Source organism: Pseudomonas fungipugnans, from assembly GCF_029955235.1.
In the GTDB taxonomy this organism is placed as follows: domain Bacteria; phylum Pseudomonadota; class Gammaproteobacteria; order Pseudomonadales; family Pseudomonadaceae; genus Aquipseudomonas; species Aquipseudomonas fungipugnans.
On record NZ_JARBWL010000001.1, the window covers coordinates 488,227 to 508,757 of the forward strand.

The 20,531-nt window shown below is 59.6% G+C and carries 17 protein-coding genes; 15 read left to right on the top strand and 2 right to left on the bottom strand.

The window, feature by feature from the left end; all coding sequences use genetic code 11:
* Nucleotides 1–18 precede the first annotated feature (18 nt).
* The 3 genes from pmrG to POF45_RS02240 all read left to right on the top strand — a co-directional run bounded on the left by pmrG (nt 19) and on the right by POF45_RS02240 (nt 4,449).
* The gene (gene pmrG / locus POF45_RS02230; RefSeq protein WP_409077936.1) at nt 19–696 is read left to right on the top strand and encodes a lipopolysaccharide core heptose(II)-phosphate phosphatase PmrG; all 678 of its coding nucleotides are present in this window, start codon (nt 19–21) and stop codon (nt 694–696) included.
* Between the two features lie 333 nt (nt 697–1,029).
* The gene (gene arnT, locus POF45_RS02235) at nt 1,030–2,754 is read left to right on the top strand and encodes a lipid IV(A) 4-amino-4-deoxy-L-arabinosyltransferase (RefSeq protein WP_282314940.1); all 1,725 of its coding nucleotides are present in this window, start codon (nt 1,030–1,032) and stop codon (nt 2,752–2,754) included.
* Between the two features lie 165 nt (nt 2,755–2,919).
* Nucleotides 2,920–4,449, top strand: a complete 1,530-nt coding sequence (locus POF45_RS02240; protein ID WP_259502981.1) for an ArnT family glycosyltransferase — start codon at nt 2,920–2,922, stop codon at nt 4,447–4,449.
* Nucleotides 4,450–4,510: 61 nt separating this feature from the next.
* On the opposite strand, the gene POF45_RS02245 is transcribed toward POF45_RS02240, so the two are convergent.
* Nucleotides 4,511–5,449 (bottom strand): site-specific integrase, encoded by a 939-nt coding sequence (locus tag POF45_RS02245; RefSeq protein ID WP_431978583.1) that lies wholly within the window; start codon nt 5,447–5,449, stop codon nt 4,511–4,513.
* Nucleotides 5,450–5,830: 381 nt separating this feature from the next.
* Between POF45_RS02245 and arnB the strand changes: the two genes are divergently transcribed.
* The 10 genes from arnB (at nt 5,831) to POF45_RS02295 (ending at nt 16,844) form a co-directional block, all read left to right on the top strand.
* Complete coding sequence (gene arnB, locus POF45_RS02250; protein ID WP_259502980.1) at nt 5,831–6,979, top strand: UDP-4-amino-4-deoxy-L-arabinose aminotransferase; 1,149 nt, start codon at nt 5,831–5,833, stop codon at nt 6,977–6,979.
* Nucleotides 6,976–7,995, top strand: a complete 1,020-nt coding sequence (gene arnC / locus POF45_RS02255) for an undecaprenyl-phosphate 4-deoxy-4-formamido-L-arabinose transferase (RefSeq protein ID WP_259502979.1) — start codon at nt 6,976–6,978, stop codon at nt 7,993–7,995. Before arnB ends, arnC begins: the two co-directional genes overlap by 4 nt.
* Nucleotides 7,992–9,983: a bifunctional UDP-4-amino-4-deoxy-L-arabinose formyltransferase/UDP-glucuronic acid oxidase ArnA gene (gene arnA, locus POF45_RS02260; RefSeq protein ID WP_259502978.1), complete on the top strand. Its 1,992-nt coding sequence runs from the start codon at nt 7,992–7,994 to the stop codon at nt 9,981–9,983. Before arnC ends, arnA begins: the two co-directional genes overlap by 4 nt.
* Complete coding sequence (gene arnD / locus POF45_RS02265; protein WP_259502977.1) at nt 9,983–10,867, top strand: 4-deoxy-4-formamido-L-arabinose-phosphoundecaprenol deformylase; 885 nt, start codon at nt 9,983–9,985, stop codon at nt 10,865–10,867. The genes arnA and arnD overlap by 1 nt, the downstream gene beginning before the upstream one ends.
* Nucleotides 10,864–12,513: a lipid IV(A) 4-amino-4-deoxy-L-arabinosyltransferase gene (gene arnT / locus POF45_RS02270; protein WP_282314941.1), complete on the top strand. Its 1,650-nt coding sequence runs from the start codon at nt 10,864–10,866 to the stop codon at nt 12,511–12,513. Before arnD ends, arnT (POF45_RS02270) begins: the two co-directional genes overlap by 4 nt.
* Entirely contained in the window at nt 12,510–12,854 is a 345-nt protein-coding gene (gene arnE / locus POF45_RS02275; RefSeq protein ID WP_282314942.1) for a 4-amino-4-deoxy-L-arabinose-phosphoundecaprenol flippase subunit ArnE, read from the top strand. The genes arnT (POF45_RS02270) and arnE overlap by 4 nt, the downstream gene beginning before the upstream one ends.
* Nucleotides 12,851–13,264, top strand: a complete 414-nt coding sequence (gene arnF / locus POF45_RS02280; RefSeq protein WP_259502974.1) for a 4-amino-4-deoxy-L-arabinose-phosphoundecaprenol flippase subunit ArnF — start codon at nt 12,851–12,853, stop codon at nt 13,262–13,264. The genes arnE and arnF overlap by 4 nt, the downstream gene beginning before the upstream one ends.
* Nucleotides 13,261–14,634: a UDP-glucose dehydrogenase family protein gene (locus POF45_RS02285; RefSeq protein WP_259502973.1), complete on the top strand. Its 1,374-nt coding sequence runs from the start codon at nt 13,261–13,263 to the stop codon at nt 14,632–14,634. The genes arnF and POF45_RS02285 overlap by 4 nt, the downstream gene beginning before the upstream one ends.
* A 2-nt stretch (nt 14,635–14,636) precedes the next feature.
* Nucleotides 14,637–16,235, top strand: coding sequence for an ArnT family glycosyltransferase (locus POF45_RS02290; protein WP_282314943.1), 1,599 nt, complete (start codon nt 14,637–14,639; stop codon nt 16,233–16,235).
* A 90-nt stretch (nt 16,236–16,325) separates the two neighbouring features.
* Complete coding sequence (locus tag POF45_RS02295; protein ID WP_282315989.1) at nt 16,326–16,844, top strand: GNAT family N-acetyltransferase; 519 nt, start codon at nt 16,326–16,328, stop codon at nt 16,842–16,844.
* A gap of 2 nt (nt 16,845–16,846) precedes the next feature.
* On the opposite strand, the gene POF45_RS02300 is transcribed toward POF45_RS02295, so the two are convergent.
* Nucleotides 16,847–17,812, bottom strand: a complete 966-nt coding sequence (locus tag POF45_RS02300) for a LysR family transcriptional regulator (RefSeq protein WP_259502970.1) — start codon at nt 17,810–17,812, stop codon at nt 16,847–16,849.
* A 317-nt stretch (nt 17,813–18,129) separates the two neighbouring features.
* Between POF45_RS02300 and argH the strand changes: the two genes are divergently transcribed.
* Nucleotides 18,130–19,557 carry an argininosuccinate lyase gene (gene argH, locus POF45_RS02305; RefSeq protein WP_282314945.1) on the top strand — a complete coding sequence of 476 codons (1,428 nt, stop codon included), beginning with the start codon at nt 18,130–18,132 and terminating at the stop codon, nt 19,555–19,557.
* Between the two features lie 86 nt (nt 19,558–19,643).
* Nucleotides 19,644–20,522, top strand: a complete 879-nt coding sequence (locus tag POF45_RS02310) for an amino acid ABC transporter permease (protein ID WP_259502968.1) — start codon at nt 19,644–19,646, stop codon at nt 20,520–20,522.
* Nucleotides 20,523–20,531 lie beyond the last annotated feature (9 nt).

Consider the following 20,531-nt stretch of genomic DNA (forward strand, 5'->3'; position numbering starts at 1 on the left):
CCAAAAAGAGGCAAGACCGTGGTCGACTCCGCATTACCCGCCAATACAGCCCCGCGATGGATGAGATCGCGTATCAGCAAGGCTTCTGTCGCAGGGGGCGTGTTGATTGTGGCGATCCTGGTGACAGCGTTTTTCATGTTGCCCAGGTCTCCGATCAACCTGGCCGCCGCCGGGCCTCAGGCGCAAGAGGAATTGTTGCGGCATTGGCGCGCAGGTGAGGTGGTGGTTCTGGTGCGTCATGCCGAGCGCTGCGATCGCTCCAGCAATCCTTGCCTGGGCCCTGCCGATGGCATCACTAAATCAGGTAACGAGGCGTCCGCCACAGTAGGCCAAGGGTTTGCGCGACTGGGTATGTCGCAAACCGATGTGATCAGCAGCCCAGTGACCCGCACCCGGCAAACAGCCGACGCCCTCGTGGGCAAGGACGTGGACAGTCAGGAGTGGCTACGCAGCTGTGGCGACACCCTGCGTAACGACGTCATTGCGCACAAGGTTGCCGAACGCAATATGGTCTTGGTCACTCACAGCGGCTGCATCAGCGACTTCGAGCGCCAGACCGGTTTCAAACACGCGGCGGCCAGCGAGTACAGCAGTTCGTTATTCGTCAGCATGGGTGCCAGCGGCCAACTTAAAGTACTGGGCATATTGAATCCCGGTGACTGGTCTTCGCTGTTGAGTGAAAAACCACTGAAGTAGTAGAGGGCGAATGACCTATAACCTTTAACGTCAATTATCGGATTATGAGTGCTTCACCCATCAGGAATATTGCATAGCAAGCTATGCAACTTCCGGCGAAAAAACTTAGCTTAAAGTGAAATTTTTCATTCAATTATTGGACATGGTTTCGTTTCAAGCTTGAATTCTTCAGGAACCGTTCAGCTAGTAAGCCTAATAGTGCTTCGGATCAGGGAGATCACGCACCTCAATTGCCGACATACCTGCATTCATTTAATCCAGTGCTCTGCTCTCGCAGGATTGCGCCGAGCTGTTGCACTGAACCCAGTAACGTTACCGCGTTAAGGTCGAGTCATGACGCTCCATCACACAATATTGCCTCCCCCTGCCAACCCTTTGGCCCGCAACGCCTCCCGAACCTCAACCGCCGTTGAACGCTGGATTGTTCCCGGCTTGCTGCTGGCGTTCGTGTTGTTTTATCTGCTGCCACTGATGACCCACGGTCTCTGGATCCCCGACGAAACCCGTTATGGCCAGATCAGCCAGGAAATGCTGCTGAGTGGCAACTGGGTAGCCCCGCACTTCATGGGCATCCGCTATTTCGAAAAACCCATTGCCGGTTACTGGATGATCGCCATCGGTCAGGCGATTTTTGGCGATAACCTGTTTGGCGTGCGTATCGCCTCGGCCGTGAGCACCGGGGTCAGCGTGTGGCTGGCCTACCTGATTGCCCGGCGTCTGTGGAACGACCCGCTCAAGAGTGGCGCCTGCGCACTGCTTTATATGAGCTTCGGGCTGGTTGCCGGTCAGGCGGGCTACGCCAATCTGGATCCGCAATTCACCTTGTGGGTCAACTTGAGCCTGGTGGCGCTGTGGTTTGCCCTCGATAGCCGCTCATCCCGTGAACGAATCGGCGCCTGGGCGATGCTCGGCGTCGCCTGCGGCATGGGGTTCATGACCAAGGGGTTTCTCGCCTGGCTGCTGCCGGTGCTGATCGCTGTGCCCTACATGCTGTGGCAACGCCGCCTGGGCGAGTTGTTGCGTTACGGGCCGGTGGCCACGGTGGTTGCGGCGCTGGTTTCCCTGCCGTGGGTGCTCGCCATTCACCATCAGGAACCGGATTTCTGGCGGTTCTTCTTCTGGCATGAACACATCCGTCGCTTCTCCGCCGATGATGCACAGCACGCACGCCCATGGTGGTTCTACCTGCCGCTGCTGGCGGCATCGAGCCTGCCATGGGCGGCGCTGCTGCCGTCGACGCTCATCGATGCCTGGAAAAACAAGCGTCAACCGGCGACGGGTTTCCTGTTGCTCTGGCTGGTTCTGCCGCTGGCGTTCTTCAGCCTGAGCAAAGGCAAGCTGCCGACCTACATCATGCCGTGCCTGTTGCCGCTGGCCTTGCTGATGGGCCACACCGTGGTCGGCCTGCTTGAACAGGCAAAAAGTCGGGCGATCCGGGTCAATGGCATATTCAATGTGGTACTGGCCGGCGCGGCGCTGATCGCGCTGATTTATCTCCAGGCCACCCGGGGAATATACGAAAACACCGAGATGTTCAGCCTGTCGCTGGCCTACATCGTGTTGGCGGGCTGGATTATCTCCAGCGCCCTGCAAATCTCGCGACCATTGTTGCTGTGGTCCGCTCCGGCGCTGGGTATCTGGTTGCTGGTGGCTTTGCTGCCGGCGGCAATGCCTGGGCAGATCGTCAACAGCAAGATGCCGGATCAGTTCATTGCCGAGCATATTGACGCACTGGGCGAAACCACCTCGTTGCTGAGTAATGACCTGGGCGCGGCATCGGCCCTGTCGTGGCGACTGAAACGCCCGCAAGTCGATCTCTTCAACACTGTCGGCGAGTTGAAATATGGCCTTGATGACCCGGCCATGGCGTCGCGCAAAGTCACCAAGGAAAACGTCGGCGAGTGGATGACCGAGGCCCGTAAAAAGGGGGCGGTGGGCGTGGTCATGCGCGTCAACAGCGTGCAGGAAGTCCAGGAGGTCGCGATGTTGCCGGTGGATGGCAAGCGCTACCAGCGTGGCAATCTGGAGATCCTGATCTTCCCGCAAAGCCGGCCTTGAGCTGCATGACTGAAATGAGCACATAACCCTTGTGGGAGCGAGCCTGCTCGCGAATGCGGTGTGTCAGTTAACCCAATGTTGACTGATATTCACCCTTCGCGAGCAGGCTCGCTCCCACAGGTTTGCGCCCGCGTCTTAAAACGCTGACACAGGAAAAAAACCTCAATGAAGTTCTGGGCAAGTGACAGGGGTGCGTTATGGCTCCTGCTGGGCGCGACCGCCCTGATGTTGTGTTTGGGGCTGGGCTCGCGTGAGCTGTGGGGAGCGGAAACCCGCTGGGCCAACATTGCCCTGCAGATGCTCCAGAGCGGCGATTACTTCGACCCTTATCTCAAGGGCATGACGTACTACGACAAACCCCTGCCCTCCTACTGGCTGATTACCGCCACGGCCTGGCTCGCCGGAGGCGAACTGGGACACTGGTCGCTGCGTTTGTCCTCGGTGCTTTCCGCCTGGCTCAGCGTGTGGCTGGTGTACCTGCTCGGTGAGCAGTTGTTCCGCAAAGGCACCGGGCTGATTGCCGGCTGGATGCTGGCGACCACGTTCTATTTCATTTTCTGGGCGCGGGTTGCCACAGCCGACATCCTGACTGTGTGCGGCGTACTCGCCGCCGTGTGGTGGTACTGGCGCGGACCGGACGACACTCGGCTGACGCGCTATCTGGTTTTTTTCCTGTTGCTGTCCCTGACCTCGCTGCTCAAGGGCCTGATCGGTTTCATTCTGCCGGGGCTGCTGCTGTTGCCGCATTTGTTGCAGGAGGGTCGCTGGAAACGTCACCTCAATCTGCGACTGTGCGTAGCGCTGGTGATTGCCGGCGCGTTCTATATGACGCCGTTTGTCCTGTCCCACTTCTACGGCGCGCCGACCTACGGTCAAAGCGGATTGGGTCTGGTACTGCGCGAAAACGTGGTGCGCTTCTTCCAGCCATTCGATCAGTTCGGTCCGATTTACACTTACCTGATTTACCTGCCGGTCTACACCTTGCCGTGGGCGCCGTGCTGGCTGCTCGCGTTGTGGGTCGCGGCGCGCAATTGGCGCACTATTGAACCCAATACCCGCTGGCTGATCTGGGGCCTGGGCCTGTTGATGGTGTTTTTCACCGCCAGCGGCAGCCGTCGCAGCTATTACGTGCTGCCATTGGTGCCTTTCGCACAACTGCTCGGCGCCTGGTGGCTGACCCGACGGTTCGCTGAACGCAACGCGCAAGGCCGGTTTGGGGGTAAAGGCTGGAAAATCGGCTTCGGTGCGGCCACCGTGTTGTTGGTGGCGATACTGGGCGTTATCTATCCCTGGACCAATGGCGGTGGCGGCGCGATTGCATTCGGTGACACCGTCAAACTTGAAGCGAGCAAACGTGCGCCGTTGAACGAGTGGCGCATGGTCATGATTGAAGTCGACAACAAAGTGCCGATGTACCTGCAAACCGGTGGTACACCGTTCTACTACGTACAGGAAAGCCAGGAGTTCCCGCGCACTGGCGACAGCGCCGGACTGATGAAATGGCTGGAGACCACCAGTGGTGAACACTGGGATCCGAAGCGCACCATTATTGTGGCCCAATACCGCACTGGCGAAGCGGTGCCGCTGGACTACCTGAGTGCAGACCATCAAGTCATCACCACCACACCTACCAACGGCCAGCGCATGTTCCATGGCCGGGAAGACCAGAGCGTGGCGTTTATTCCTAACCCCTGAATAAATCTGCGCGGCAGGAGCCGCCGGCTGCGGCAGCTCCTGCGCTTTTATTCAGTGGGCATCAAAGATCGAAGCGATCCACTGCCCGGCGCCGCTCATTGTCATCACGCACATCGTAGTTGGCGGTGGTCTGGATGTTGCTGTGGTGCGCCAGTTTCTGGGCGATCGACAGGTCATGCTCTTCGATGACCCGAGTGATGAACGAGCGCCGGAAATCGTGGGGCATGATCTTCACCCCGACCTGCGCACCACGCTGGCGGGCAATGTAATAGATCGCATGTTTGGTGATGCGCTCGCGAGTAATGTGGCTGCCGCGACGGATGCGGTTGAACAGGAACGGATCGTCCTCGATGCCTTCGCCGAGCTGATTGCGCCGCAGTTCCAGCCATGCTTGCAGCTTTTCAAACGCCCAGGCCGGGGCGTACTTGATCAGCTGTTTATTACCCTTGGCGGTGATCCGCAAGCTGCGCTCGGTGAAATCCAGCTGATTGAGGTCTAGGTTTACCGATTCCGACTTGCGCATGCCTGAACCGTACAGCACCGCAATGATTGCCGCGTCCCGCAGGCCCTGGGGCCGCGGATCCGCCGCGCACACCGCCATCAATTCCTGAATCAGCGTGCGCTTGAGATTGCGTCCCTGGGACAGCCGCGTGCCGGCAATGCCTTTGACCGAGCGCATTTTCAACAGGTGTTCCTGATTGATCAGGCTCATGCGCCAGGCTTCGTTCATCACCCCGCGCACCGCATTCACGTACAACGAAGAGGTATTGGGCGCATAACCATCGGTGCGCAAGGTCGCCACCAACGCGATGACGTCTTCCGGCTGAAGTTGATGCCAGGGAATTTCCTCGATATTGATCTCGTCGAATCCCAGCCGGTCAGCGGCGTCCTGCAACACATAGCGCATGGTCAACTGGCTGGAAGGCGCCAGACGTGCCAGATAGAGGGTCAATGGGTTGGCTTTGGCAGCCACGGGGTCGATAGCGGGTAAGTCAGTCAAACGAACAGTCCTGAATGAAAACGATTCAACACAACGATCAAAGAGGTGACGCACGGCCTCCAAAGCAATCCATCGCAAAATGACCCGGATAAGTAACAAAAATTGGCAGAAGTCTGAACTATTGCTGTCTGGAGCGCAGAAAAACGAATCGGCCACCGCTTTTTCATGTCCCTTTCACATTTTTAGTCTTAATCTCGGCGCCATTGAGCAAGCCATGTCCATCCCCCCAACCTGACGTTCAAGGACCGACAAGTCAATCCACGAATTTTGTCACATTTACCCTGTAACTAATTGATGCAGCTTCCGTTTTAGCGTCTACGCTTAATGTGGATCCAAGGCTCTATACCCGAAAATTGTTGATGTTCCGGCCCCGAGGTCCCCATGAGTCAGGCTTTTCTCCCCTTCTCGCGCCCCAGTATCGGCGATGAAGAAATAGCAGCTGTAGAGCAGGTACTCCGCTCCGGCTGGATCACCACCGGGCCTAAAAATCAGGCTCTGGAAGAGCAGTTCGCCGCCTATGTCGGCTGCCGTCATGCCGTGGCCTTGTCTTCGGCCACCGGTGGCATGCACATCACCCTGCTGGCCCTGGGCATCGGTCCCGGGGACGAAGTCATTACGCCGTCCCAGACCTGGGTCTCCACGGCCAACATGATCTGTCTGCTCGGCGCGACGCCGGTGTTTGTCGATGTCGACCGCGACACGCTGATGAGCGACCTCGCCAGCATCGAAGCGGCCATCACGCCTCGTACCAAAGCGATCATCCCGGTGCACTACGCCGGCGCCGCCTTCGACCTCGACCCGCTCTACGCGTTGGCCGACAAGCACGGCATCCCGGTGATCGAAGACGCCGCCCATGCAGCCGGCACCTTTTACAAAGGTCGTCATGTCGGCTCCCAGGGCACGGCGATTTTCTCGTTCCACGCGATCAAGAACATGACCTGCGCCGAAGGCGCGATGTTCGTTACCGATGATCAAGCGCTGGCCAACCGCGTGCGCATGCTCAAGTTCCACGGTCTGGGCGTTGACGCTTACGACCGGCTGACCGGTGGGCGCAAGCCGCAGGCCCAGGTCATGGAACCCGGCTTCAAATACAACCTCTCCGACATCAACGCCGCCATTGCCCTGGTGCAACTGGAGCGTCTGAACGACATCAACGCCAAACGCACCAAACTGGCCCAGCACTACCTGCAACGCCTGGAAGGCTCGCCGGTACAACCGCTGGCCATTCCGACACATGCGCAACAGCATGCCTGGCACCTGTTCATCCTGCGCATCGACGCCGAACGTTGCGGACTGGACCGTGAAGCGTTCATGAAAGCTTTGCAGGAGCAGAATATCGGCACAGGAATCCATTTTATTGCCACGCATCTGCATACCTATTATCGTCAGCGCTTCCCGAACATCTACTTGCCCAATACCGAATGGAACTCGGCACGGCTATGCTCGATCCCATTGTTCCCCGACATGACCACCGATGACGTTGACCGTGTGGTCGGCGCCATCGAAACCATTATGGACAGAAGCCTTTGAAACCTTATCCAATCAAATGCGTGTCGATCGTCATACCGGTCTACAACGAAGAAGACAGCCTGCCAGAGCTGCTGCGTCGTACTGAAGCAGCCTGCGCGCAACTCAACCACGAGTACGAAATCGTGCTGGTTGACGACGGCAGCCGTGACAGTTCGGCGCAACTGCTTGAAGACGCCGCCGCTCGCGAAGGCAGCTGCGTGGTGGCGGTGATTCTGAACCGCAACTACGGACAGCACGCGGCAATCATGGCCGGTTTTGAGCAGTGCAAGGGCGACGTGGTGATCACCCTCGACGCCGACCTGCAAAACCCGCCGGAAGAAATCCCGCGCCTGGTGGCCCAGGCCGAGCTCGGTTATGACGTGGTTGCCACCGTGCGCAACAACCGTCAGGACTCGGCCCTGCGTCGCTGGCCGTCGAAACTGATCAACCTCGCCGTGCAGCGTTCCACCGGTGTGGCCATGAGCGACTACGGCTGCATGCTGCGTGCTTACCGCCGCACCATCGTCGACGCCATGCTCGCCTGCCGCGAACGCAGCACCTTTATCCCGATTCTGGCCAACAGCTTTGCGCGCCACACCACGGAAATCCTGGTGATGCACGCCGAGCGTGAACACGGCGAATCCAAGTACAGCCCGATGCGACTGGTCAACCTGATGTTTGACCTGGTCACCTGCATGACCACCACGCCGCTGCGTCTGCTGAGCATCGTCGGCTTCGCGATGGCCGGTCTGGGTGTGCTGTTCGCCATCGCGCTGATTGTCCTGCGCCTGGCCTTCGGTGCCGGCTGGGCGGGCGGCGGTACATTCGTACTGTTCGCCGTGCTGTTCGTTTTCACTGGCGGTCAATTCATCGGCATGGGCCTTCTGGGTGAATACCTGGGCCGCATGTACAGCGATGTCCGGGCACGCCCGCGGTTCTTCATCGAGAAGGTCCTGCGTAACCAGCCCGCCTCCCCTGCTCCCGTTGTTACCGTAGACGGTCTCACTTCCACTTCTTCAGATCAGGTTCACTCATGAGCGCAAAAGCAGTTGTCTTCGCCTACCACGATATCGGCATTGCCGGCATTGAAGCCCTGTTAAACGCAGGTTTCGAAATCGGTGCGGTCTTCACCCACGCCGATGATCCGAAGGAAAACGCCTTCTACGGCTCCGTTGCGCAGCTGTGCGCTCGCAAAGGCATCCCGGTACACGCCCCGGAAGACGTCAACCACCCGCTGTGGATCGAGCGCATTGCCAAGCTCAACCCTGAGTACATTTTTTCCTTCTACTACCGCAACCTGCTGAGCGAGCCACTGCTGGCCACCGCCAGCAAAGGCGCGTTCAACCTGCACGGTTCGCTGCTGCCAACCTACCGTGGTCGCGCACCGGCCAACTGGGTACTGGTCAAAGGCGAAACCGAAACCGGCGTGACCCTGCACCGCATGGTCAAACGTGCCGATGCCGGCGCAATCATTGCCCAGCACCGTGTCGCCATCGACCGCGCCGACACCGCCCTGACCCTGCACAGCAAGCTGCGCGAAGCCGCCGCTTCCCTGCTGCGTGACACCCTGCCGACCCTGCTGCAAGGCAAAATCACCGAAACCGCCCAGGACGAGTCCAAAGCCAGCGTATACGGTCGCCGCACCCCGGCTGACGGCAAACTGGTCTGGAAGAAACCGGCTGAAGAGCTGTTCAACCTGGTGCGTGCCGTTACCCAGCCGTACCCGGGTGCGTTCTGCGCCGTGGGCGAGCACAAACTGATTGTCTGGAGCGCCGAAGTCGCCAAGGGCAACGAAGGTCAGGCACCTGGCCGTGTGATCAGCGTCGACCCGCTGCGCATCGCTTGCGGCGAAGACTCGCTGATCATTACCTCCGGTCAGCGTAACGACAACGGCCTGTTCCTCAGTGGCCCGCAACTGGCCGCCGAACTGGGTCTGGTAGACGGCTCCGTACTGCGCGGCGCTGAATCCGGCCGTACCCCACGTCGCACCCGCGTGCTGATCCTGGGCGTCAACGGTTTCATCGGCAACCACTTGTCCGAGCGCCTGCTGCGTGACGACAAATACGACGTCTATGGCCTGGACATCGGCTCCGACGCCATCGAGCGCCTGCGCAGCCATCCGAACTTCCACTTCGTGGAAGGCGATATCAGCATTCACTCCGAGTGGATCGAATATCACATCAAGAAGTGCGACGTGGTCCTGCCGCTGGTGGCCATCGCTACGCCAATCGAATACACCCGCAACCCGCTGCGTGTATTCGAGCTGGACTTCGAAGAGAACCTGAAACTGGTTCGCTACTGCGTCAAGTACAACAAGCGCGTGATTTTCCCGTCGACCTCCGAAGTCTATGGCATGTGCCAGGACAAGAACTTTGACGAAGACACTTCGAACCTGATTGTTGGCCCGATCAACAAGCAGCGCTGGATCTACTCGGTCTCCAAGCAACTGCTGGACCGCGTGATCTGGGCTTACGGCGCCAAGGGCCTGAACTTCACCCTGTTCCGTCCATTCAACTGGATGGGCCCGCGTCTGGACCGTCTGGATTCGGCCCGTATCGGCAGCTCCCGCGCCATCACCCAGCTGATCCTGAACCTGGTTGAAGGTACGCCGATCCGCCTGTTCGACGGTGGCGAACAAAAACGCTGCTTCACTGACATCGCTGACGGCATCGAAGCCCTGGCACGCATCGTCGACAACGAAAACGACGCCTGCAACGGTCAGATCATCAACATCGGCAACCCGGAAAACGAAGCCAGCATTCGTCAGCTGGGCGAAGAGCTGCTGCGTCAGTTCGAAGCGCACCCACTGCGCGCCAACTTCCCTCCGTTCGCCGGTTTCCGCGACGTGGAAAGCAAGGCGTTCTACGGTGCCGGTTACCAGGACGTGGAACACCGCAAGCCAAGCATTGCCAACGCCAAGCGTCTGCTGGATTGGGAACCGACCGTTGAAATGAGCGAAACCATCGGCAACACGCTGGACTTCTTCCTGCGTGAAGCCATGCTCGAAATCGCGGACAAGCGCTGATGCAGGCAGGCCTTCGTATCGATGTCGACACCTATCGAGGCACCCGTGAAGGGGTGCCCCGGTTGCTGGAAATCCTCGATGAGGCCCAGGTCAAGGCGACGTTTTTTTTCAGCGTCGGGCCGGACAACATGGGGCGCCACTTGTGGCGCCTCATCCGCCCGCAATTCCTCTGGAAGATGCTGCGTTCCAACGCCGCCGGCCTGTACGGCTGGGATATTTTGCTGGCCGGCACCGCCTGGCCCGGCAAACCGATCGGTCGCGACCTGGGGCACCTGATGCGCCAGGCCCAGGCAGCCGGCCATGAAATTGGCCTGCACGCCTGGGATCACCACGGCTGGCAGGCCAATGCCGGCCGCTGGAGCGATGCGCAACTGATCGAACAGATTCGCCGGGGCGTAGACACCCTCAGCGACATCCTCGGGGAAAAGGTGCAGTGCTCGGCCTCCGCCGGTTGGCGGGCGGACGAGCGCGTGATCGAGGCCAAGCAGGGTTTCGGCTTTCGCTACAACAGCGATTGCCGGGGCCAGGCGCTGTTTCGACCGACATTGAACGATGGCAGCCTTGGCGCGCCGCAAATCCCGGTGGACCTGCCGACCTTTGACGAGGTCGTAGGCCCCACCGTGGCCGCCAAGGATTTCAACGCATTCATCCTCAACCGCTTCACCCCTGAACAACTGAACGTCTACACGATCCATGCCGAGGTAGAAGGGATTCTGATGGCTAACGATTTTCGTCAGCTGCTGGCCGATGCCCGCCAGCGCGACATTCATTTCCAACCCTTGGGCGACTTGCTGCCCGAGTCTATCGCTACCCTGCCTGCCGGTCGCGTTCTGCGCGGCGCCCTTGAGGGCCGTGAAGGCTGGCTGGGAGTGCAAGGCGCATGACCAAACGCTGGGCATTACCGTTATTGCTGGCGATTTTCGCCATCGCCTACCTGTTGCCGTTGGGCAGCCATGGTTTGTGGATTCCCGATGAAACCCGCTATGCCCAGATCAGCCAGGACATGCTCCTGAGCGGTGACTGGGTGTCGCCGCATTTCATGGGGTTGCGCTACTTTGAAAAACCGGTGGCCGGTTACTGGATGATCGCCATCGGTCAGGCGGTGTTTGGCGACAATCTGTTCGGCGTACGTTTTGCTTCGGCCCTGAGCACTGTGCTGAGCGGGCTGCTGTGTTTCCTGGTGGCCCGCCGCCTGTGGAACGAGCCGCGCAAAAGTTTTGCCTGCGCTTTGCTGTACATGAGTTTCACCGTTATTGCCGGGGCAGCCGGTTACGCCAACCTCGATCCGCAATTCACGTTCTGGGTCAACCTGAGCCTGGTTGCCCTGTGGTTTGCCCTCGACAGCGTGGGACGCACCCAGCGTCTGCTGGGCTGGGCGGCCGTGGGACTGGCCTGCGGCATGGGCTTCATGACCAAGGGGTTTCTCGCCTGGGCGCTGCCGGTACTGATTGCCCTGCCGTGGATGATCTGGCAGAAACGCTGGCGTGAACTGCTGGTCTACGGGCCGATCGCCGTGGTCGTGGCCATCGCGATCAGCCTGCCGTGGGTGCTGGCCGTGCACGCAGAGGAGCCTGATTACTGGCGGTTCTTCTTCTGGCACGAACACATTCGTCGCTTCGCTGGCGATGATGCGCAGCACGACGCACCGTTCTGGTATTACTTGCCGATGCTGGTGGCATTCAGTCTGCCTTGGGCGGCGTTGCTGCCCTCGGCATTGAAGCAGGCCTGGCAGAGCCGCCGGCAGGCAAACATCGGTTTTGTGTTGCTGTGGCTGGTGATGCCGCTGATTTTCTTCAGCCTGAGCAAGGGCAAGTTGCCGGCGTACATCCTGCCGTGCCTGCTGCCGTTGGCCCTGTTGCTGGGCAATGCGTTGGCCGACCGCCTCAAGCTTGAGAAAGGCCGGGCAGTGGGAATCAACGGTTTGCTCAACCTGGTACTGGGCGTGGTTGTGCTGTTGGCCCTGGTTTACCTGGAACTGAAAAAGCCGCTATACGAAGCTGAATTGCACCATTTGATTCTGGTGTTCATCGGCCTGATCGGCTGGATCATGGCCAACCTGCTGCAAGCCTTCAGACCCCTGCAGTGCTGGGCCGCGCCGGCGTTTGGCAGCCTGATCTTCGTTGGCCTGATACCTGCCGGCCTGCCGAACTCGGTGGTGTCCAACAAGACTCCCGATCAATTCATCCTCGAACACGTTCAGGAACTCGGCCAGACCAGCCACCTGTTGAGTAACGATCTGGGAGCCGCCGCGGCCCTCGCCTGGCGCCTGCAACGCCCTGAAATTGCGCTTTACAACACCGTTGGCGAACTCAAGTACGGTCTGGACTTCCCGGACGTGAAGAACCGCCGCATCACCACCGAAATGGTTCAGCAATGGATGACCGAGGCACGTCGCAGTGGTTCGGTGGGTGTGCTCATGCGCGTCAAGGGTGACGATGAATTGCAGGAGGTGGATCTGCTGCCCAAAGACGGCAAGCGCTACGAGCAAGGCAATCTGGTGATCATTATTTTCCCGCAGGACGCTTCATGAGCCTGATTCTGTTGTTGGTCGCCTGCCTGCTGACGTGCCTGGGCCAGGTTGCCCAGAAGTACGCGGTAGAAAGCTGGCGCGGCGAAGACTCCAGCTGGGCCGAGAAACTGCGCTCGCCCTGGTTGTGGCTGGCACTGCTGTCCCTCGGATTCGGTTTGCTGGTGTGGCTGCTGGTGCTGCAACGGCTTGAAGTCGGTGTCGCTTACCCGATGCTGAGCCTCAATTTTGTGCTGATCACCCTGGTGGCCCGCTTCGTCTTTCATGAAACCGTCGACCGTCGCCACTGGCTCGGTGTCGCCCTGGTCATGGGTGGCGTGGTTTTGTTGGGGCAACACGCATGAGCCTGCGCAGTGGAATCACCTTCGCGCTGGGCAGCGTGCTGCTGGTCAGCAGCGCCCAACTGGGTATGCGCTGGAGCATGAGCCGCCTGCCACAACCCGAACAATGGCTGGCGGCCCTGAGCAATGGCACGGTCGATCTGGCCGCCCTCGGCGTGGTACTGCTGGCGATCTTCGCCTATGCCCTGTCGATGCTCTGCTGGCTGATTGCCCTGAAGGACCTGCCGCTGGGCCGGGCCTACTCATTGCTCAGCATCAGCTATGCGCTGGTGTACCTGCTGGCTGCCACGCTGCCAGTGTTCAACGAACATTTCAGTCTTTCCAAAAGCCTTGGGGTGGCCCTGGTCATTCTCGGGGTCATTACCATCAACTCTCGACCTGCTCGTAAGCCAGTTCTTAGGAATACCCCATGAAAATCAGTGTATTTGGTAGCGGTTACGTTGGCCTGGTGCAGGCTGCTGTGTTAGCCGAAGTCGGCCACGATGTGATTTGCATGGACATCGACGCCAAAAAGGTCGAACTGCTCAAACAGGGCCACGTCAGCATTTTCGAACCGGGGCTGGCCAGCCTGGTCAAGGAAAGCCTTGAGGCCAAGCGCCTGCAGTTCACCACTGACGAAAAACTCGCCGTGCAGCACGGTGAAGTGCTGTTCATCGCCGTGGGTACGCCTTCGAGCGAAGACGGCTCGGCGGATCTGAGCTACGTGCTGTCGGTCGGCGACGCCGTGGCCCGTCACCGCGTTCAACCGCTGATTCTGGTGGAAAAGTCCACCGTTCCAGTCGGCACGGGCGACACCTTGCGCGCTCATATCCTGGGCAAGCTGGACGGCCGCGAACTTGAATTCGATATCGTCTCCAATCCCGAGTTTCTCAAGGAAGGCACTGCCGTCGCCGACTGCCGCCGCCCTGACCGCATCATCGTCGGTTGCGAGCGTGACGAAGTTCGCGAAGTCATGCGCGAACTTTATGCGCCCTTCAACCGCAACCATGACCGCATCATGTTCATGGACCTGCGCAGCGCCGAACTGACCAAGTACGCCGCCAACTGCATGCTGGCGACCAAGATCAGCTTCATCAACCAGATCGCCGAACTGGCCGAACACCTGGGCTGCGACATCGAATCCGTGCGTCTGGGCATCGGTGCCGACCAACGCATCGGTTATCACTTCATCTATCCGGGCTGCGGTTATGGTGGTTCGTGCTTCCCTAAAGACATGCGTGCATTGATTCACAGTGCAGAGGAAGCGAACTGCTCCAGCGACTTGCTGCAAGCGGTGGAAGCCATCAACGAACGCCAGAAACACAAGCTGTTCGAGCGCGTCAATGCGTTCTACAAAGGCGACCTGGCGGGCAAGACCTTTGCCGTGTGGGGCCTGGCATTCAAACCGAACACCGATGACATGCGTGACGCGCCAAGCCGTGTGCTGCTGGAATCGCTATGGGCAGCCGGCGCCAACGTGCGTGCGTTCGACCCGGAAGCGATGCAGGAAACCCAACATCTGTATCCGCACGAATCGAAACTGATGCTGATGGGCACACCGGAATCGGTATTGACCGGCGCGGACGCGCTGATCATCTGTACCGAGTGGCAGCAGTTCAAGGCACCGGATTTCGACCTGATCCGCGAGCGTCTGGCGGCGCCGGTGATTTTCGACGGCCGCAACCTGTACGACGCCGAGCGCCTGGCTCGCAGCGGCTTCCTGTACTTCCCGATGGGTCGTGGCGAATCGCGCAAATTGCCGATTCCATCCCAACAGTGGCCTAACACCTCTGTGGACGCCTGACGGTGACGGTTCAACCCACTGACGCGATCCGCCGACAGTCCCTTGGTTTGGGGCTGTTGGCGCTGGTGCTGTTCATCGCGGGTGTTTACCAGCAAACAGCCATCGGATTCGACTCGCGCTTCGTGTTGTTTGCACAGGAAATGCTGCGCAACGGGCCGACGCTGTTCCCGACCACCTATGGTCAGCCTTACGCGGACTACTCCGGCCTCACCACCCTGTTCGTCTGGTTGCTGTCGCTGCCATTCGGCCAGGTCAACGCCCTCAGCGCCTGGTTGCCCAGCGCGTTGGCAGGTGCGGTGATTGTCACCTTGATGTACCGCTTGCTGGCGCCCTACTCCAGTCGCTGGGCGTTGCTGAGCATCGCATCGCTGCTGTTGACCAATACCTTCATCACCGAAGCACGCGCCGTGTCACTGGACCTGATGCTCGCGGCGGTGGCGTTTTCGGTGTTCTACCTGGGTTATGCCGCCGATCACTTCGCTGCACCGCGCCGTTGGGGCTTGATATTTGCGCTACTGGTGCTGGGTTTCGGGATTCGCGGGCCGATCGGCCTGGTGATCCCGACCGGCATGCTGTGCAGTTATCTGCTGCTCAACCGCCAGTGGCAACGCCTGTTTGTCTTCGGATCGCTGGCTGCGGTGTTGCTGGTGGTGTCGGTGGGTGTGCTGCTGTTGCTGGCCAAGGTCAGCGGTGGCTCGGCGTTCATGCAGGACGTCATCCGCATGCAGTTCATGGGGCGCATGGACGGCACTGAAGGCGTCAGCGATCCGCTGTATTACTTCACCAGTTCGATGGGCAACTACGCACTGGCCTATCCGCTGGCATTGCTGGCACTGGCGGCGATCGCACTCACCACTCCGCGACAATGGGGAGCGCAATCGCAATTGGTGCTGTACTGCGCAGCGGCAGGTTTGATCGTGATGATCGGGCTGTCTATTCCGCAGGCGAAGAAGGCACGCTACGTGCTGCCGATGTTGCCCATAGCGGCGATCATTGCGGCGTATCCGTTCCAGGCGACTCAGGGCCGGTTGTTCAAGGCCTTGCGCGTCTTGATGCAGGGACTGTGGCTGGTACTTCCGGGGCTGATGATTGCCGGGTTGTTGGTTGCCCAGCGGCGTTTTCCCGAGCAGTTGACCGCGCTGACACCGGTATTGATCGTACTGGGCGTATTGCAACTGTTCGCTCTGGCAGTCGTTTTCCGTTCGGCCTGGCGCGCGCAGGCGCTGGCCTTTGCCGCGGTCCTGGCACTGTGGTCGGTGTACATCCTGGTGTTTGAACCGGTCGAGCGTCAGCTCTACGATTCGCGCACCTTCAGCCGTGCCGCACTGGCCCAGGTGCAACAGGCTCCTGCGCCACTGCTGCTCTATGGCATGGGCAGGGATGCGAAGGCAATCAAGTTCATGGTCAACATCGAACAGGAACTGCAACCGCGTTTCAGCGAGTCAGCCCAGGAGCTGGAAAACCTGCCGCGCCCCCTATGGTTGATGATGGACCAGAAGAGCTATGAAGCGCTTCGCGACACACCAGTAGGTGGTTTGCAGCCGGTCTTGACCGGGCGTTTTGATAAAAACGATTACGTGCTGCTGCATTTGTTGCCTTGATCAAGGCCTTGTAGGCGCAGCCGCAAGCTGCGATCTTGATTGAAAGATCAAAAGATCGCAGCCTGCGGCTGCGCCTACCTGAATATCACCATGACCATTATTATTCGCCCTGCCCGCCTCGTCGACGCTGATGCCCTGCCCGCCATCGAGCAGTCTGCAGCAGCATTGTTTCGCAAAGATCCTTCATTAGCCTGGCTCGCGGACGCGGACGTCCCCGACGTACTGCATCACCGGCATGCCATCGGAACGGCACATGTCTGGGTGGCGCAATCAGCCGATGGCCCACTTATCGGTTTTGTCAGCGCCATTGAAATCGACAATGAACTGCATATTCAGGAACTGTCGGTGGCCGAGGGGTTTCAGGGACAAGGGGCCGGTCGAAAGTTGCTGTTAGCGGCACTTGAACACGCCGGACAACGCCAACTCACAGCCGTGACCCTGACCACGTTTCGCGACGTGTCGTGGAATGAACCGTTTTATCAACGATTGGGTTTTCAAACATTAACGGGCAAGCAAATCAATCCACGCCTGGCGGCTGCATTAAGTAACGAAATCGCCTACGGATTGCCCGCAGAACGACGTTGTGCCATGCGCCTGCAATTACCCTGATCTCAAACCGGCGCCTTCAAATCCGCCCCCAGCGCCAAGGCAAACGCCTTGACCAGCGGACTGCGCACGGTGTTGTGCCGCAGGATCAGATTGAACGGCGTGACGATGCTGATCACGTCCGGGCGCACCGCTCGAAACTGGCCTTGGGCGACCAGATTGGCCGCGTAGTGCTGCGGCAGAAAACCCACAAAACGACCGGTCTTGATCAGCAGGGCCACGGCCTCGACCTGGGTGGCCGACGCGGAAAAGCTGTCGTAACGGGCAAAACTCAGTTTGTCCCGATGGATCGCGTAGCGATGGTTGATGCACTCGTGATCCTTGAGTACGTTGCTGCCGATTTCTGCGTCTGGCACGGTGAATAGCGGATGGCCCACGGCGCAATAAACCTCTGAGCGCTCCTCGTACAGGGCGTAGTAATCAAACTCTTCTCTTTTCTGATAAACCGGCACAATGCCGGCCACCAGCCGACCTTCGACAACACCTCTTTCGATTTCGTCCAGTTGCGAGGCCTGAAGTTGAAATCTTACTTTCGGCGACTCATCGTTCATTCTTCTAAGTGCCGAAACTAACGGTGAATGGATATCGGTAATTGTATTGTCAATAACACCCACACCCAAATCACCGACAAGTTCGTTCTGCGCCGAACTAAGGCGATCACGAAAGTTGTCCACCGAGGTGAACAAGTCGATGGAGGCCTGATACACAAGACGCCCTTCTTCGGTCAGGTGAAAGCCCTCCCGACCTCGGGTACACAGGCGCATGCCGATGCGAATCTCCAGGTCGGAGATTTGTTTGCTGATGGCCGCCAGACCCACGTTCAGCTCGTTTTGCGCAGCACTGAAGCCGCCGGCCTCGACCACCGCCTTGAACACTTTGAGCAATTTGAAGTCCAGGCCGCTGAGCGCCAACGGTGCCCGCTGAGTCGTTTTCGGCGGCGGGTTTCCGGAATTGGAAAGTGGGGTTTCCATAATGCTTATTGACCTCGGGTGCCCTATTCAACAATCTGTGTCCAACAACAAAAACAGTGCCGACTAATAATAATGAACACAGAAAACAAGGCTTGGCAACTGCTAATAAAAGCCGAACATCAGTGCCAACTCACTGATTCAGAACTGTTAAAAGCTGACACTTCGATCAGCTCTCGCCCTTTTGCAACTGCGCTTTCTCCCCTGCCCTGGAACACCGTTTAAGCCGCTCCCCGGCCGCCGGATTTTTATCGTCCGCGACCCGCGTTCCAGGCTTTGCATGCCGCATTCAGTTCGCGTTACCGACGAGGAAAACAACAATGTCTCAAACCACCGACCGTCTCTGGGGTGCCCGCTTCAAGAGCGGCCCGTCCGAAGCCCTGGCGGCCCTGTCCCGTTGCCCCGAGCGCTACTTTCGCCTCACCCCGTATGACCTCGCCGGCTCCCGGGCCCATGCCCGTGAACTGCAACGTGCCGGCCTTCTGAGCGAGCAGGAAACCCTGACGATGCTCGACGCCCTGGAGCGCATCGGTGCAGACTTTCGCGCCGGCAGCATCGCGCCGACCCTCGACGACGAGGACGTGCATACCTTCATCGAACGCCTGCTGACCGAACGCCTCGGCACCCTCGGCGGCAAGCTGCGCGCCGGGCGTTCACGCAATGACCAGACCGCTAATGACCTGCGCCTGTTTCTGCGCGATCACGTGCGTACCCTGGCGGTCGAAGTGCTGGCCCTGCAACAGGCGCTGGTTGAGCAGGCCGAACAGCACATCGAAAGCATTTGCCCCGGCTTTACCCACTTGCAACAGGCCCAGCCGATTGTCTTCGCCCATCACCTGCTGGCCCACGCCCAATCGATGCTGCGTGACGTGCAACGTCTGGTGGACTGGGATGTGCGCACTTCGCTGTCGCCACTCGGTGCCGCCGCCATGGCCGGTTCCGCCATCGCTCGCCTGCCACAGCAGTCGGCGAAGGAAATGGGTTACAGCGGCGTCTGTGAAAACTCCATCGACGCCGTGGCCAGCCGTGATCACGTTGCTGAATTCCTGTTTATCGCCAGCATGCTCGGCATCAACATTTCGCGCCTTGCCGAAGAGTTTTGCCTGTGGTCGTCCCGGCAATTTCGCTGGGTCGCCCTGGACGATGCCTACGCCACCGGCAGCTCGATCATGCCGCAGAAGAAAAACCCGGACATCGCCGAACTGGCCCGGGGCAAGGCTGGCCGGCTGATCGGCAATCTCACCGGCCTGCTGTCGACCCTCAAATCGCTGCCGCTGTCGTACAACCGCGATCTCAGTGAAGACAAGAACGGCGTGCTCGACAGCGTCGACACCCTGCTGCTGGTGCTGCCGGCCATGGCCGGGATGGTGGCGAGCATGAAGGTCAACGTCGAAGAGTTGCGTCGGCAAGCGCCGCTGGGTTTCACCCTTGCCACCGAAGTCGCCGACTGGCTGGCGGTACGTGGTGTGCCGTTCAAGGAAGCGCATGAAATCACCGGCGCGCTGGTTCAGGCCTGTGAGAAACACGACATCGAATTGTGGGAAGCGTCGCCGGCGCTGCTGGCCGAGATCGATCCGCGCCTGACGCCGGAAGTGCGCGACAGCCTGACGCTGGAAGCGGCCATTGCTGCCCGCAGTGGCTGGGGCGGCACCGCGCCGCAACAGGTGCGCGAACAGATCGCCCGGCTGAAAACCGCCCTCGCCGCCCAGCAGAAATGGACCGAGGATTATCAGGGGTTTCGCCTCTAAACCACGACACAACCCCCTGTGGGAGCGAGCTTGCTCGCTCCCACAGGGACTGTGCTTGGTCAGAAAAATCAGTACGGAGAAACAACATGAGCCAGACTCAGGCAGAACGACTCCAGGCGGAGCGCAAACTGGCGGAGAACCAGTTCGACATTACCCAGTACCAACACGTGCCACGGCGCTATTACGGGCGGATTTTCTTCGCCACCGTGATCGTCATCGCGATCTTCGGGCTGGTCCGGGCGTTTGCCGAAGGCAAGATCGAATGGTCGTACATCGGCCAGTTCCTCACCTCCCAGGCGATCATCTGGGGCTTGCTCAACACCATCGTCATGGCGGTACTCGCGATGGCGCTGGGTATTGTCTTCGGAGTGATCACGGCGATCATGCGCATGTCGGCCAACCCGATCCTGCGCTATGTGGCGGTGACTTACACCTGGCTGTTTCGCGGCACGCCGCTGATCCTGCAACTGCTGTTGTGGTTCAACCTGGCGCTGATTTTCCCAACGATTGGCATTCCCGGCCTGTTCGAAATGGACACCGTGAGCCTGATGACGCCGTTCGTGGCTGCGCTGCTCGGTTTGAGCATCAATCAGGGCGCCTACACCGCGGAAGTGGTGCGTGCCGGGCTGCTATCAGTGGACACCGGTCAGTACGAAGCGGCCAAATCCATCGGCATGCCGCGTCTGCAAGCGCTGCGCCGGATTATCCTGCCCCAGGCCATGCGCATCATCATTCCACCGGTCGGCAACGAGTTCATCGGCATGGTGAAAATGACCTCGCTGGCGAGCGTCATCCAGTATTCGGAACTGCTCTACAACGCCCAGAACATCTACTACGCCAACGCCCGCGTGATGGAGCTGCTGATCGTCGCCGGCATCTGGTATCTGGCGGTGGTCACGGTCCTGTCCTTCGGCCAAAGCCGTCTGGAGCGTCGTTTCGCTCGCGGCGCCGGCAAGCGTTCTTGAGGAGTCGAA

What these genes read in the sequence shown, in the direction of transcription:
- arnT (WP_282314940.1), top strand. Translation starts at nt 1,030, where the DNA reads ATGACGCTCCATCACACAATATTGCCTCCCCCTGCCAACCCTTTGGCC.
- POF45_RS02240 (WP_259502981.1), top strand. Translation starts at nt 2,920, where the DNA reads ATGAAGTTCTGGGCAAGTGACAGGGGTGCGTTATGGCTCCTGCTGGGC.
- arnB (WP_259502980.1), top strand. Translation starts at nt 5,831, where the DNA reads ATGAGTCAGGCTTTTCTCCCCTTCTCGCGCCCCAGTATCGGCGATGAA.
- arnA (WP_259502978.1), top strand. Translation starts at nt 7,992, where the DNA reads ATGAGCGCAAAAGCAGTTGTCTTCGCCTACCACGATATCGGCATTGCC.
- arnD (WP_259502977.1), top strand. Translation starts at nt 9,983, where the DNA reads ATGCAGGCAGGCCTTCGTATCGATGTCGACACCTATCGAGGCACCCGT.
- arnT (WP_282314941.1), top strand. Translation starts at nt 10,864, where the DNA reads ATGACCAAACGCTGGGCATTACCGTTATTGCTGGCGATTTTCGCCATC.
- arnE (WP_282314942.1), top strand. Translation starts at nt 12,510, where the DNA reads ATGAGCCTGATTCTGTTGTTGGTCGCCTGCCTGCTGACGTGCCTGGGC.
- arnF (WP_259502974.1), top strand. Translation starts at nt 12,851, where the DNA reads ATGAGCCTGCGCAGTGGAATCACCTTCGCGCTGGGCAGCGTGCTGCTG.
- POF45_RS02285 (WP_259502973.1), top strand. Translation starts at nt 13,261, where the DNA reads ATGAAAATCAGTGTATTTGGTAGCGGTTACGTTGGCCTGGTGCAGGCT.
- POF45_RS02295 (WP_282315989.1), top strand. Translation starts at nt 16,326, where the DNA reads ATGACCATTATTATTCGCCCTGCCCGCCTCGTCGACGCTGATGCCCTG.
- POF45_RS02300 (WP_259502970.1), bottom strand. Translation starts at nt 17,812, where the DNA reads ATGGAAACCCCACTTTCCAATTCCGGAAACCCGCCGCCGAAAACGACT.
- argH (WP_282314945.1), top strand. Translation starts at nt 18,130, where the DNA reads ATGTCTCAAACCACCGACCGTCTCTGGGGTGCCCGCTTCAAGAGCGGC.
- POF45_RS02310 (WP_259502968.1), top strand. Translation starts at nt 19,644, where the DNA reads ATGAGCCAGACTCAGGCAGAACGACTCCAGGCGGAGCGCAAACTGGCG.